The organism is Streptomyces pseudovenezuelae (assembly GCF_029892565.1).
In the GTDB taxonomy this organism is placed as follows: Bacteria; Actinomycetota; Actinomycetes; order Streptomycetales; family Streptomycetaceae; genus Streptomyces; species Streptomyces pseudovenezuelae_A.
In genome coordinates this window covers 161,365-174,270 of the sequence record NZ_JARXVH010000003.1, presented here as the reverse complement: position 1 = coordinate 174,270, position 12,906 = coordinate 161,365, and the positions used below count along the sequence as shown (strand labels likewise).

Annotated in this window: 14 protein-coding genes and 1 pseudogene; 4 read left to right on the top strand and 11 right to left on the bottom strand. The window is 64.7% G+C overall.

Annotated features, from left to right (window positions below; genetic code table 11):
- Window positions 1-13: 13 nt before the first annotated feature.
- On the top strand, window positions 14-838 hold the full coding sequence (locus M2283_RS09735) for a Fic family protein (RefSeq protein WP_280875727.1): 825 nt from the start codon (window positions 14-16) through the stop codon (window positions 836-838).
- A gap of 372 nt (window positions 839-1,210) precedes the next feature.
- On the opposite strand, the gene M2283_RS09730 is transcribed toward M2283_RS09735, so the two are convergent.
- Window positions 1,211-2,044 (bottom strand): HAD family hydrolase, encoded by an 834-nt coding sequence (locus M2283_RS09730; protein WP_280875726.1) that lies wholly within the window; start codon window positions 2,042-2,044, stop codon window positions 1,211-1,213.
- 619 nt (window positions 2,045-2,663) lie between these two features.
- Here M2283_RS09730 and ssd point away from each other — a divergent pair.
- Both ssd and M2283_RS09720 read left to right on the top strand, forming a co-directional pair.
- The gene (gene ssd, locus M2283_RS09725; RefSeq protein ID WP_280875725.1) at window positions 2,664-3,767 is read left to right on the top strand and encodes a septum site-determining protein Ssd; all 1,104 of its coding nucleotides are present in this window, start codon (window positions 2,664-2,666) and stop codon (window positions 3,765-3,767) included.
- Window positions 3,768-4,054: 287 nt separating this feature from the next.
- Window positions 4,055-4,909 (top strand): annotated as a pseudogene (locus M2283_RS09720) (TadA family conjugal transfer-associated ATPase); the annotation flags it as partial.
- A gap of 932 nt (window positions 4,910-5,841) precedes the next feature.
- Here M2283_RS09720 and M2283_RS09715 read toward each other — a convergent pair.
- The 6 genes from M2283_RS09715 to M2283_RS09690 all read right to left on the bottom strand — a co-directional run bounded on the left by M2283_RS09715 (window position 5,842) and on the right by M2283_RS09690 (window position 9,168).
- Window positions 5,842-6,690 (bottom strand): helix-turn-helix domain-containing protein, encoded by an 849-nt coding sequence (locus M2283_RS09715; protein WP_280875724.1) that lies wholly within the window; start codon window positions 6,688-6,690, stop codon window positions 5,842-5,844.
- A gap of 13 nt (window positions 6,691-6,703) precedes the next feature.
- Window positions 6,704-7,219, bottom strand: coding sequence for a DUF6879 family protein (locus tag M2283_RS09710; RefSeq protein WP_280875723.1), 516 nt, complete (start codon window positions 7,217-7,219; stop codon window positions 6,704-6,706).
- A 5-nt stretch (window positions 7,220-7,224) separates the two neighbouring features.
- The gene (locus M2283_RS09705) at window positions 7,225-7,467 is read right to left on the bottom strand and encodes a hypothetical protein (RefSeq protein ID WP_280875722.1); all 243 of its coding nucleotides are present in this window, start codon (window positions 7,465-7,467) and stop codon (window positions 7,225-7,227) included.
- A gap of 202 nt (window positions 7,468-7,669) precedes the next feature.
- Entirely contained in the window at window positions 7,670-8,263 is a 594-nt protein-coding gene (locus M2283_RS09700; RefSeq protein ID WP_280875721.1) for a hypothetical protein, read from the bottom strand.
- Window positions 8,264-8,400: 137 nt separating this feature from the next.
- Window positions 8,401-8,751 carry an HNH endonuclease gene (locus M2283_RS09695; RefSeq protein WP_280875720.1) on the bottom strand — a complete coding sequence of 117 codons (351 nt, stop codon included), beginning with the start codon at window positions 8,749-8,751 and terminating at the stop codon, window positions 8,401-8,403.
- Between the two features lie 123 nt (window positions 8,752-8,874).
- Window positions 8,875-9,168, bottom strand: a complete 294-nt coding sequence (locus M2283_RS09690; protein WP_280875719.1) for a hypothetical protein — start codon at window positions 9,166-9,168, stop codon at window positions 8,875-8,877.
- A gap of 434 nt (window positions 9,169-9,602) precedes the next feature.
- On the opposite strand from M2283_RS09690, the gene M2283_RS09685 reads away from it, so the two are divergent.
- On the top strand, window positions 9,603-9,962 hold the full coding sequence (locus tag M2283_RS09685) for a hypothetical protein (RefSeq protein ID WP_280875718.1): 360 nt from the start codon (window positions 9,603-9,605) through the stop codon (window positions 9,960-9,962).
- A 504-nt stretch (window positions 9,963-10,466) separates the two neighbouring features.
- Here the strand turns inward: M2283_RS09685 and M2283_RS09680 are convergent.
- From M2283_RS09680 to M2283_RS09665, 4 genes are all read right to left on the bottom strand, one after another.
- The gene (locus M2283_RS09680) at window positions 10,467-10,937 is read right to left on the bottom strand and encodes a hypothetical protein (protein ID WP_280875717.1); all 471 of its coding nucleotides are present in this window, start codon (window positions 10,935-10,937) and stop codon (window positions 10,467-10,469) included.
- Window positions 10,938-10,953: 16 nt separating this feature from the next.
- A complete protein-coding gene (locus M2283_RS09675; protein ID WP_280875716.1) occupies window positions 10,954-11,274 on the bottom strand; it encodes a hypothetical protein in 321 nt (106 codons plus the stop codon).
- Window positions 11,275-11,588: 314 nt separating this feature from the next.
- Window positions 11,589-11,738: a hypothetical protein gene (locus M2283_RS09670; protein WP_280875715.1), complete on the bottom strand. Its 150-nt coding sequence runs from the start codon at window positions 11,736-11,738 to the stop codon at window positions 11,589-11,591.
- 130 nt (window positions 11,739-11,868) lie between these two features.
- Window positions 11,869-12,318, bottom strand: a complete 450-nt coding sequence (locus tag M2283_RS09665) for a hypothetical protein (protein ID WP_280875714.1) — start codon at window positions 12,316-12,318, stop codon at window positions 11,869-11,871.
- Between the last annotated feature and the right edge of the window lie 588 nt (window positions 12,319-12,906).

Genomic DNA, 12,906 nt, shown 5'->3' with positions numbered 1-12,906 from the left:
TAGGGTCGTACTCATGAGTACGACAGGCGCGACCGCTGATCCGCTCGCGGCCCTGGGCGCACTGCCCGGCGTGGCCGAGTCCGTGGAGTCCGTGCGCAAGTCCGTGGACCGGGTCTACGGGCACCGGATCATGCGGCGCCGCAGCAACGAGATCACCTCCGAGGCCGCGCTGCGCGGCGCGCGCGGTTCAGCGGCGCTGTCCGGCGCGGACTGGGCGCTCGAAGAGGTGCGCAGGCGTACCGACTTCAGCGGCGACGCGGACGCGCGCGTGGTGGGCGCCGCCCTGCGGCTGACCGCCGAGGCGGGCCAACTGCTGTCCATCTGGCGGCAGTCGCCGCTGCGGGTGCTGGCCCGGCTGCACCTGGTGGCCGCCGCGAGCTCCGACGAGACGGTCGGACGGCCGCGGCAGCAGGGGGAGCCGGCCGACGAGCCGCTCGTCGAACTGCCGCTGCCGGACGCGGCCGAAGTGCACGGGCGGCTGGAGGGCCTCTCCGAGCTGATCATCCAGGGCAGTTCGGCGCCGGCCCTGGTGACGGCCGCGATCGTGCACGGCGAACTGCTCGCGCTGCGCCCCTTCTCCTCGCACAACGGCCTGATCGCGCGCACCGCGGAACGCATCGTCCTGGTGGGCAGCGGCCTCGACCCGAAGTCCGTGTGCCCCGCGGAGGTCGGCCACGCCGAACAGGGCCGCGCGGCCTATCTGGCGGCGCTCGACGGATACGTCTCCGGTACCCCGGAGGGGATGGGCGCCTGGATCGCCCACTGCGGAAGGGCGACGGAACTCGGTGCGCGCGAGTCGACGGCGGTGTGCGAGGCGTTGCAGCGCGGGGCGGCGTAGAAGGCCTGGCGTTTCCCGGAGCCTTCGGGGTCCGCGGAGTTCCCGGACAAGAGTTGCGGCGGTACGAGGATTCGTACCGCCGCTGGCATGTTCACCGGGTTACCAAGCGTCCTCGTAATGTTGCCCATCAGGTCGGGAACTTCGCCCGTCGCCTGGTGCGGCTGGCCCGTAATCGACGGGTCGACGTCGCGTGGGTGCCCTGTGTTCATGCGCGGTCCGTGGGGCCAAATGCGATTAGTGAAGGTGATCCTCTCGGATGTCCTTGGCTTCGCGGGCCGTTAATCCCTTTGTACTCCAGGACCGAAGCAAGCGGAACCCCTGGCCGTACTTCTTTACTTTTAGTCTCAATCAGGTGCAAAAAGGGCGACGTGATCAGGCAGTTGCCGCCCGACGTCGGCTGGCGTACCAGACGAGGCCCGCGGTGGCCGCCGCGGCACCGATCGCCGCGGCGGCGACGAGCGCCGGACGGGGCGGTACGGAGAGCGTCGGAATGCGCTGCTTGAGTCGCACCGGGCGGTGGAAATCGAGGATCGGCCAGCCACGCGCGAGTGCCTCACGCCGCAGCGTCCGGTCCGGGTTGACGGCGTGCGGATGGCCGACCGCCTGCAGCATCGGCAGATCGGTCGCCGAGTCGCTGTAGGCGTAGCAGCGTTCGAGGTCGTATCCCTCGGACGCGGCCAGCTCCTTGATGGCCTCGGCCTTCGTCGGGCCGTACGCGTAGTACGCCACCTCTCCGGTGAAGCAGCCGTCCTCGCCGACGACCATGCGGGTCGCCACCACCCGGTCCGCGCCGAGCAGTTCACCGATGGGCTCGACCACCTCGGCACCCGACGTCGACACGATGACGACATCGCGGCCGGCGGTGTGGTGCTCCTCGATGAGCGAGGCGGCCTCGTCGTAGATGATCGGGTCGATCAGATCGTGCAGCGTCTCGGCGACGATCTCCTTGACCTGTTGGACGTTCCAGCCGCGAACCAGTCCGGACAAGTACTCGCGTGTGCGCTCCATCTGGTCGTGGTCCATACCGCCGACGAGGAAGACGAACTGGGCATAGGCGCTCCGCACGGCGTCCCTGCGGTTGATCAGGCCGCCTTGGTAGAACGACTTGCTGAACGTGAGCGTGCTCGACTTCGCAATGACCGTCTTGTCCAGGTCAAAGAAGGCGGCTGTGCGGGGCAACGAGTGGTTTTCCACGACCCCGAGCATAGGCGCAGCCCATTCGGCGTAAGGTGTGGCGCGTGGGTTTGCCTGAGAGGGCTCTCGGGTACACCATGGAAGTCACGGATCGTTCGCGACCGTGCTAACGCGGTCCGGCTCCTCCCCCCCCGAGTCGGCCGTGAAGGCGACCCCCACTCTCCCCCCCGGTGGGGGTCGTCGCATGTCCGGGTGGGTTTTTCCCTTACTGCAGGCGACCGTTCGGCCGTGTGGAGGCGGCTTCGGTCGCCTCTTTCGTATGCCCACGATCCATCACTGTGCGTAGCCGTCGGGATGCTCTGCGGAGGTTTTCCCGGGCGGTCCGAGGGCGGTAGGGGCCGCGGTACAGGGATTGGTACAGGCCTCACCGGTATGGGTGACGGCGATATTCACAGGCATCAAGTTGTCCACAGTTTTCGACCAAGATCCACAAGATTTTCAGGATCGCTGCACCGTGATTCAAACGCGTCCCGCCAGTACCGAGTTCGTGACCGGAACCGGTTTGTCGGGCGGGTTTGGCCGGTTCCTATCGGCCGTTCATATGGAGGGCCGCTCGCCGGTTCCTCACGCGTTTGGGAATCGCGTGGCCGCAGGGGCTGCGCGAGAGATGTAGCGAAGGGGGACGGAGACCGTGGCCGGAGCCGTCACACACGAACCACCGCCCGCCGCCTCGGGGCGGCAGGCCGGACCGTTGATCGTCACGGAGGACGCGGGTCTGCTCGACGACCTGCTGCGCCTGTGCGCCGCGGCCGGCGCGACACCGGAGGTGCACCACTCGGTGCCGGAGCGCGCCGGCGGCTGGGAGGCCGCACCGCTCGTGCTGGTCGGCGACGACGCCGCGCGGCGGGTGCGCGGGGCCGCGCGCAGACGCGGAGTGGTGCTGGTCGGGCGCGATCAGGACGACTCGGGGGTCTGGCGCCGGGCCGTCGAGATCGGCGCCGACCACGTCCTGATGCTGCCCGACGGGGAGCAGTGGCTGGTCGACCGCATCGCCGACGTGGCCGAGGGCGTCGGGCGGCCCGCCCTCACCGTCGGCGTCATCGGCGGCCGCGGCGGAGCGGGAGCGTCCACGCTCGCGTGCGCCCTCGCCGTCACCTCCGCGCGTGAGGGACTGCGCACCCTCCTCGTGGACGCCGATCCGCTGGGCGGCGGACTCGACGTACTCCTCGGCGGCGAGACCGCGGAAGGGCTGCGCTGGCCCGCCTTCGCCGCCTCGCGCGGGAGGGTAGGCGGCGGCGCCCTGGAGGAGTCGCTCCCCGAACTCCACTCCCTGCGGGTGCTCAGCTGGGACCGCGGCGACTGCGTCGCCATCCCGCCGCAGGCCGTGCGGGCGGTGCTCGCCGCCGCCAGACGCCGGGGCGGCACGGTCGTCGTCGATCTGCCGCGCCGCGTCGACGACGGCGTCGCCGAGGCCCTCGCCCAGCTCGACCTCGGGCTCCTCGTCGTCCCCGGCGAACTGCGTGCCGTCGCGGCGGCCGGCCGAGTGGCATCCGCGGTGGGCATGGTCCTGCGCGATCTGCGGGTCGCGGTACGGGGGCCGTACGCACCCGGGCTCGACGACCGCGAGGTGGCCCGGCTGCTGGGCCTGCCCCTGGCGGGCGAGGTGCCCGTCGAGTCGGGACTGCTGCGCGCGGGCGAGGCCAAGGCGCCGCCGGGTGGGGCCGGACGCGGTCCGCTGGCCCGGTTCTGCAAGGAGTTCTGGGAGCGGGCGTTGATGGAGGTGGGGAGCGCGTGAGGACGTATTCAGGGGCCGGGGCCGGGTTCGGGTCCAGCTCCGATTCCGGACCTGGGGCTGAGCGGGTGGTGGTGGGCGGGTCGGCGGTTGCTTCGGGGCGGGCGTCTTCGGGCGCGCCTGTGGGGGTGCCGGCGCGAGTGCCTTCAGGAGTGCGGGCGGGGGTGCGGTCGTGGGTGTCCTCCAGTGACCTTTTCCAGGGGCCTACGGGGGCAGTTGCAGGGGCGTCTTCGGGGTCGCCGTGGGGATCGGGTGGCGGCGGGTCCGGATCTGGGGTGGCGGCGCCTGAGATGCCTACCGGGCTGCTTGACGGGGTGCGGCAGTGGCTGGTCGAGAGTGGGGCCGAACCGACTCCCGCGCGGGTGGCGCAGGCGTTGCGTGAGCAGGGGCGGGTCCTTGGGGACGCCGAAGTCCTCGGGGCGGCCGAGCAGTTGCGGTCCGAGTTGGTCGGCAGCGGTCCGCTGGAACCGCTGCTCGCCGATCCATCCGTGACCGACGTGCTGGTGTCCGCTCCGGACCGGGTCTGGGTGGACCGGGGCGGCGGACTGGAACTGACCTCCGTGGCCTTTCCGGACGCGGCGGCCGTACGTCGGCTCGCGCAGCGCCTGGCCGCGGTGGCCGGACGCCGACTCGACGACGCACGGCCGTGGGTGGACGCGCGGTTGCCCGACGGGACGCGTCTGCACGCGGTGCTGCCGCCGGTGGCCGTCGGCTGCACCTGCCTGGCCCTGCGGGTCGTACGGCCCCGGGCCTTCACGCTCGACGAACTGGTCGAGGCGGGCACGGTGCCGCCGGGCGGGGACCGGGTGTTGCGGGCGCTGCTTGGGGCACGGCTGTCGTTCCTGATCAGCGGGGGCACTGGCACCGGCAAGACAACCCTGCTGAGCGCGCTTTTGGGGCTGGTCGGACCAGGCGAGCGGATCGTGCTCGCGGAGGACTCGGCGGAGTTGAGGCCGAACCATCCGCACGTCGTCCGTCTGGAGGCCAGACCCGCCAACCAGGAGGGCGCGGGCCTCGTCACCCTCCAGGACCTGGTCCGCCAGGCGCTGCGGATGCGGCCCGACCGGCTGGTCGTGGGTGAGGTGCGCGGATCCGAAGTGGTGGATCTCCTGGCCGCGTTGAACACCGGCCACGAGGGCGGGTGCCTGGTCTAAGCGTACATGCAGAGACAGGGCTCAGCCAGAGACAGCCGAAGCGAGCAACGCCCCAGGTCACAGCCCAAGTTGGCGCACGCGACGAAGCCCCGCCCAGTACGCCGGGGGAGACGCATGGACGAGGCCACTCAACCTCTCTGCCGGGGTGCTGTGCCGACAGCGAGGGACCTAGGCGGACACTGCACGGGTCATGCGGATTGCTCGGCGGTCTGTGGTTCCTTCACCCCGTCCTGGTGACCGAATTCGCGGTGTACCTGCATCGCTGAGAGCGTGGCCACAGTCAACAACGGGTCTTCCGTACGGGCGGCTGCCCTGACTTGTCCGCGAAGCGACGCACACACAATGCATGTCTTGGGGTCAACCGGTCCGCGCCGGGGCTCTCTCAGCCAGTGGTCAACATCCCTCAACGCTGCCTCCCTTTGGCACGGCAGGTGGAACACGGGAACGGGCAGGCGGGAAGCTGAGCGGTAGGCGGGAAGTAGACAACCCCGGAAGCCGAGTCGAGTGCTCCCCCGGGTTCCGTCCACCAGCCGTCAGGAGAGTTTGCGTACGGCCCTGACGGGTCACCTATGAGGCTGACTAGCTCCGGCTCCGGTAAGGCGCTCAGGCGGACGCTGGCGCGTTTCGCGGGGGCAGTCATGCCGGGCACTCGTGGTGTTCGTATCGGTCAGCGGAAGATCCCCCGGACGCTCGTTCGTTGGCCACCCGGCGGCATGTCTCCAGCGACTTGAACGGCTTACGGCACTTCCGGCACTTCTCACCAGGGGGCGCGTAGGTCGTGTACTCATGCTGTCGCGCGTCTGTGGCGTTCGTCTTCGTCGTCTGACTGGCCATGTCCGCTGTCCCCTCGCGTGGTCCGAGGCAACCACGCTAGGAACTCCGACACCCCAACTCACAGCCGATTGCACGAGATTGCACGCCAATCACCCAAGCGAGGCGACAGCCGCCCGGATCAGAGCATGGGCCTTCGCGCCGTACACAGCAACGTCGGCCAATGCGGCGAACGTGTCAGCGTACGTGGCCACTTCTCGCGGCTGAGTGATCGTCAGGTACCCGGAGACCAACTCGACATTCACCTGTGCCGTGTCGAATATCCAGAAGCCCTCTACCGGCATTCGTGCCCGGCCAATCTTCGTGCGCACCACCCCCAAACTGACGTTGGGCAGCGCTGAGACCGTGAGCAAATGCTCTAGTTGCTCAACCTGTGTATCCGGCTCACCGAGTGCGTTCCTTAGAACTGACTCTTCTATCAGGAACGCGAAACGGCGCTGACCCTCAAACAGCACCCGCTGACGCTCCATACGTGCGGACACGGCATCGGCCACATCGTCAACCTCAACACGGCGACGCTGTACGGCGCGCAATACGTCTTCGGTGTAGCCGTACGTCTGGATCAATCCGGGAACAAGGCCCGGCGAGTAGCAGCGGAACCAACGCGTTCGTTCGTACAGCGGCAAACGCGCTTCCTGCGCCTGTCGGAGCCCTGCCCGCTCCATCCGTCGCCACTCCACCCACATGCCCTCTACGGCGCGCAGAGAAGCAATCAGGTCCTCTGTCTGGTCTTCTGCGCCGCAAGCGCGACACCATGCGCGGATGTCCTCAGCGGAAGGCGATGTTTTCGCGGACGAGATCCGAGAGACCTTGGCAGGATGCCACCCGCACGCCTCAGCGAGCCGCTTACCGTCCAACCCGGCGTCCTTGCACATTTCCCGAAGGCGATCGGCAAGGACTTTCCGGGCGGCTTGAACACTTGATGATCCTGATGCGGGCATGGCGCGGGGCCGGTCAAACCGGCTTGTACTCCTCATGAGACGTGGCCCGTTCCCAGACCGTTTCGAATGCTGTACTTACCAGCGCCACCACGGCCGGTTCACTGCACCATTCGCGGTCAACTACCTCCCCGATTCCGGAGAAGTAGGTGAACAGAACTGAGGATTTGTCGAACATCCAAAGGTCTGTTCCGGGCAAGGGGATGTCGGCTGCCTTACGCCGGGGCAACCAGCGGATCAGCTCACCTGCCGCAACGTTTGGAAACGTCACGTCGTACTCGTACTTGATGTAGTCCGTCACTGGTTCCGAGACGATCCGGGCACGCCGCATTACGACTCCGCGCGCTGTTGTCTCGGCAACCACGTCGAGAAACGGACGCCACCACGCCGACCGGTCAGCGGCAGGGTCAAGGCGCTTCCCGTTCTGCCACGCGATGAACTCAGGGTCATTCTGCTGGTATGCGTCGCGCATTTCCAAGTGAATGGCTGAGTGACGCGCCTTCGCCAGACCCTCAAGTATGGGGTTCGTCATTGTTGCTACTCGCTGTCGGGGTGGGGAATGTACTGGAGCATGACTTTGGGAAGCCTGATGATCGTCTCGTGATCCGGTACGTCTGTGGAGTGACCCGGAATTGAGCCGATCTCCTGGCACGCCTTCACCTCTTCCTCTGTCGCCTTGTACGACTGGATCAGTAGGTCCCCCGTCCCTTCATCCAGCCAGATGGTTGGGGAGTCTGTGTCAGGCGAGTTCGGGATGATCCCCAGGAACCGTAGCGGCATGTCGTGTCCTTCCGTCGATGCGATTGCGCCCGATTGCACGACCATCACCCGCCTGACGGATCACGTCAAGAGGGCATGCTTACGGGCCACTTGCTGGCAGCAGAGGCAGCCATCTGACGCTCCGTCAGTTTTCTGAACTGAGAGAAGCCCCGTACCGGCCACCAGTACGGCAGCGGGTACGGGGCCATTGGACGCGGAAAGACTAGGTCACACTGCCTTCTGTAACTCGTTTACGTTTTAGCCTCTTGCTGGTAAATCGGCGCATTGTTCCGTCATCGTCTAGTGACGCGCTGGCGGCTGTACTGAATTGATCGGCGCTTTTGATCAATGTTTGTGCGGCTTCGTATAGATGATCTACCGAAGCGCTGTACTTCTCTAGCTCCTCTTCAAGTGTGTCGTCCTCCTCGTCCATGTAACTAACCCGCTCTTGCAAGTGACGAGTAATCGCCATCAATTCAACAACTCCTAGAGCGTCGTCGCGGAGTCCCGAAGCAGCAGAAATGACGGGTTGAGGACCTAATAGGCTCACGTCAATCCAGCTTTCATGCACTGCCTTGATTAACGCTTCTTCCTCGCTGAAAGTTGTATCCTCGTATCCGTCGTAAGCAACTCGCTCCTTGACAAGGAGGACTTTCTGAATGAAGACCCGATAGGTGTCATGGCGTGGCTGCCGCCTTTCCCTTCGGTGATCAGCTCTTGCGGAGATACGCGCGGTTTCGTGCTGCGCAAAGGCTGCCGCAACGCTGCCCATTGAGGCCGCTATAGCTCCGAGTACCGCCGCCAAACCAGCATCCATGCCCCGAGTGTCCGCATCTCTGGGGCGTATGTCTAGTGTCCATGGCCGCGCAAACGCTGACAGTTGCGGCGCTAGCTTTTTCCCTCCCTGCCGCGCTTCTGTAAGGTCCGGAGGGGGTCACCCCCCACGAGGCAGGATCAGAACGGCGGCTCTTCGCTCTCGGCTTCGCGCTTCTCTGTCCAGTGCTGCCATTCACGCTGAGCCTGTGACTGCCTTCGCCTCTCAGCGACTACACCACCAGCCTGGTTACGGCCGGTCTCACCGTTGTGGCAGCGCACACAAAGGGCTCTCAGGTGCTCATGCGCGTTCGGATCAGTAACGCCGCGCTTAAGTAGATTCTTGCGGCTCACCGGAAAGTGATCAGCAACCTTGGAAGGCTGACCACACAACACGCACCACGCATTCATGTAAAGGAATGACTCACGCTTACGCGGCCAATCCTTGCCGTATGCGCTGGTCCCCTTCTCGGCACGTCGTGCAGTCAGCATGTGCACATGATCGGGGCAGGCCCGTTCCCTACCGCTGATGGAGTTAGGGCAGTTGGGTGCGACAGGGCAGGGACGCCGGGGGCGACTTGGCATGGGAGGGGTCCATTCAGGGAGGCCGGGCACCTACGAAATTTCGGAGGTGGGGGTGTCGGTAATGGCGCTGAATAGCTCCGTGTCGCTGAGCCCGTGGATTGCCGCCACGGCATCTATCTCCTCTTGTACGTCGTCCAGTGGGTCTAGTTCATCTTCCGCCGAACACAGCATGTTCCGAATGGCTTGCACCAGGCGTGCAGCTCCTTCCGGGTCAGCGTTGCCGTCAGCGAGCATGAGCCGCAATTCATCGGCGTAGCCGTGTGCATACCTGAGCGATTGGGCCAGCGCCTCAGCGTGTGAGGGTGCGCAGTCATCAGCGAGCATGGGCGTTCTCCTTCACGCCAGCACACACGCCAGCGAAGTTGCAGCGCATCAAAGGCGCAGGTCAGAAAAGGTGGGTATTTCAGCCGGCTTCGGGTGCTTGGTTGCGGCAGCACACCCCGGGGAGGCACCCCCTTGCCGACACAGGAAGGCGCGGCAGGGAGGGAAAACCCTGGCATGGCTAATTGAAGAGTTTGTGCGGAGCTTCTGTGCTCTTGACCCGCCGCAATGTTCGCCGCGAACATGACGCCATGGATGCAGGATTGGCGGCAGTGCTGGGCGCGTTGGCAGGCTCAGTGGCAACGATCGGCGCGGCGTTTGCCACGGGCTGGGCATAAAGGGAAGGGGCGCGCATCACTGCACGTTCCGAACATCGAAGGCAAAGGCGAGAGCCGCGCTACGCGGCTTATCGCGAATTTATCGCTGCCGGATCAGTGATGCGCGGCCACATTGCCCTCCGTGGTTTAGACGAGGCCACCCTATTGAACGAATTGGGCGAGGAATATAGAAGCCGGGTACTGGAAGATGTCCAGGATCTCAAGGAGAAGGCAATCAATGTGGCCTTGGCTGGACCGACAAAGGTTACCGGTGTTGCCATGAATATTGATCGCCTGAGTTGGGAGCTTGCCGTCATCCTTACGGGTGTCCATGAGCTAAATACCCCAGAAAGGCAAGCCTTGCGACAGCAAGTGGAAAGGCATGCCGCGAGAGTGGCGTCGGACCTGGTGGAGCATCTTGACAAGTTCGTGCTATCGGCCCAAGCGGCCCTAGATGACGACGGTAGCCGCCGCAGATAGAAGCTCGGGTGAGCTGCCTTGTGTCCGGCCCACACAAGGCAGCTATCGTCTCCGCCGCTTCCATGCCCGGTAGCAGGCGAGGCACATTGACTTCCGATACCCAGAGGAATCCGGCCGGGAAACGCCCCGGGCAATGAGCTGAGCACGCGTCAGCGGATGGTAGACAACAATGTCCGTCGCTACACCTAGACCGTCTTCCGTGCACAGCTCACAGAACGGGCTTTCAGCCATAGTGGTCCGTCCACATCTGCCGCAGCACGCCTAGCGGAATGGTCGGGGGCACCAGAGGATTGCCCGTAGCGTCATAGTGCGTGAGATCAACCAGGATGCCCCGCTGACGAACCGTGCCCCGGATTACCAGCGCTGCACCAGGCTGAGGGAAGACCACATCAGCGGCAGTGTGCGTGTCGGCAAAGCACGGGGCTCCATTCGCGTCCCGGGGCCAGATCAGGTAAGCACGCTGGCCGTTGTAGTCCGGCCCCGGGTCAAGTAGGTCATGTGCCATTACTCGACAACCCACTCAGCCTGTAGCTTCTCGGCAAGGTCAGCACCGTGCCGCATGGCAGCCTTGTAAATCGCCTCTTCTAGGCGGTCGGCAATGCGCATGTCTCGCTCAGGAAGTGCCCGTGCGAACGTGTCGTCAGGGTGCTGCCCGTGCAGCCGGTAGTAAGCGCTCTGCGCATGGGACCGAATCGCATTCCGCTTCGCACGCTCCACCCAGAAGTGAGCCACAGCGGCAATTGGGTCAGTGCCCTCATAGATGGCATCAGCGGCAGACTTCGAGCCGACTTCCTGTAGCTCAGCGTCAAGCACCTCCCACTGAGCAAGAAACTCAGCGTCCTTCTCTCGCTGCGCTTCAACGCGCTCAGCGGCCTTCTCAGCCTGCCGGGTAGCTTCAGCTGCCTCAGCCTCAGCCAACTTCGCGGTAGCCGCCTCAGCGGCCTTACGCACCTTCTCAATGTCAATGGCGGTCATGGTGTCAGGTGCCCTTTCAGTTGCTGGTGCCGTAGCCGCGTGCAATGCGCTGCTCAGGGGTTAGGTCAGCGTCACCCGCGCTGGTCTGTCGCTGCGGAGCGTCGCCTAGCTGAGCGGCAGCCTTTCGGGCAACCGTGGCGTAGCCCATGGCCATTCGCGTAGAAGGGTCAATCTCAACTCCGCGCGCCTCAGCGGCCTTTAGGTGCGCAACCATGGCGTCACCCTCAGCGCTGGCCGAAGAGGCAATGGACTCAAGGTGCTTGCGCTTGCGCTCAGGGTCGTTGGTGTCGAGTGCACCCGGGTCAACGGTGCGCATGTACCAAGGGGTTTCAGTCATTGGGAAGTTTCCTTTCAGGGGAGGGTTGGCACTTCCGAAATTTCGGAGGTGGTTAGCGCCGGTACCAGACCCGGTCATGCAAAGCCGGGTTCTTGGGGCGAAGTCCTATGTAGCGCTTGCCGTAACGCCGGTCAGTGCGCTTGTAGCCCGTGGCGCGTAGCAGGCGGTCAAAGGTGCCTATCGGAATGAAGCTGGGGCCGCTGACTTCCTTGCACGCATCGAAAAGGAGTTGTGTGCTTGAGTCCGCATTCGGGCACTCTTCGAGAGCTTCACCCACAATGCGCACGAACTTGTCAACGTACAGCCGGTCAGTGTCAGTTAGATTCGTCATGGTCACCACCCAGTGCAACGATGCGAAGCACGGCAAGGGCGGCGAAAAGCTCAGTACGTGCGTGCTCATCTTTCGGCACGATTGCATGTGTTTCGAGAATGTCTACGGCCTGTGATGCGCCGATGGCGTCCATTGGAATTACTCCGAATTTCGTTGGGGTAAGGGGGTCAGCCGGCTCGGATTTCATGGGATTTCCGAGCACGGCTCAAGAAAAGGGAGGGCAGGGGGCTGCCCCATGGCTATTCCAGCCCCCTGCCCTGGTCTCAGATAGCGCCTGCTCTTTGGGGGCTGTGGCGCTCACCAGAAGTCTCGGCAAGAGCGGCGCATTGTTCGGGGCTGATGTTGCCGAGTGCCGTTTCCCGCACGCGCCACCTGTGGAAGGTGGAAGCCTTCACGGCCTCCCTGAGCTCTTCGTCGTAGCGCTGCTGTCCGGCTTCCGTCAGCGCGTCAGCAACAGCGGCAAGGACCGCCTTACCGTGCTGCCGGAATGCGCGGTCATAGGCACGGTGGTCACGCTTGCAGAGTGGCATGTAATAGGCCGTGCTCTCAGACCATAGGTATCCGTCCCGGTAAACCTCAGCCGGGTCCTGGTGGTTGTACGACCACTCAGCGGCGAAGGTCCCGCAGAACTGACAGGGCTTGTGGCTGGCCGGTCCCTTGACCTCAACAACGCGCTTGTGCGCTGCCTTGTACTCATACTCTGCCGTAGGCATGGTGGAAGTCCTTTGGTGTGGTAGCCCGCGTATCAGCGCGCGGAAACGAGAAAAGCCCCCAGACACGGGGAGTGATCCAAGGGGCTACCACGCGCCTTCGATCTCTCAACCCGTGCCCGGGGGCCGGTTTGATGGCTATGGGTATTCCCCCATAGCTGGGATGCTGCGTCACGGGCCTGGTGTGGTAGCCGCCCGCGCTGGGGGTTAACTCCCCCTTCACCCTGGTACTAGGGAGTGGAGTGCCTACCGTCGGACGGCTAATAGCCCGCTGATCTGCGCTTATGCGGAAACGCTCCAATTTAAATGTGGCGCACGTCACGCAAAAATGTGAAATTGATCGATTCTCGGTGTGTAGAAATGTAGGTTCGGGGTGGGGTTGCCGTATTGCTTAGGAACTCCTAGAGCTAAACCTGAGAGATATGCATTTCTACACTTCTACATTCATGCAGGTCAGATAGGGTGTTCTGACGGAGCGTCAGAAGCCTTTCTACATCAGGGCGATTTTCGCTCCGTTTCCCGCTGTCCCCTTCAAGGCGCTGAGCGGACCCCTGAGCCCCCGTCCGCCCGTGTCGCCGGTAGCGGGGCAGT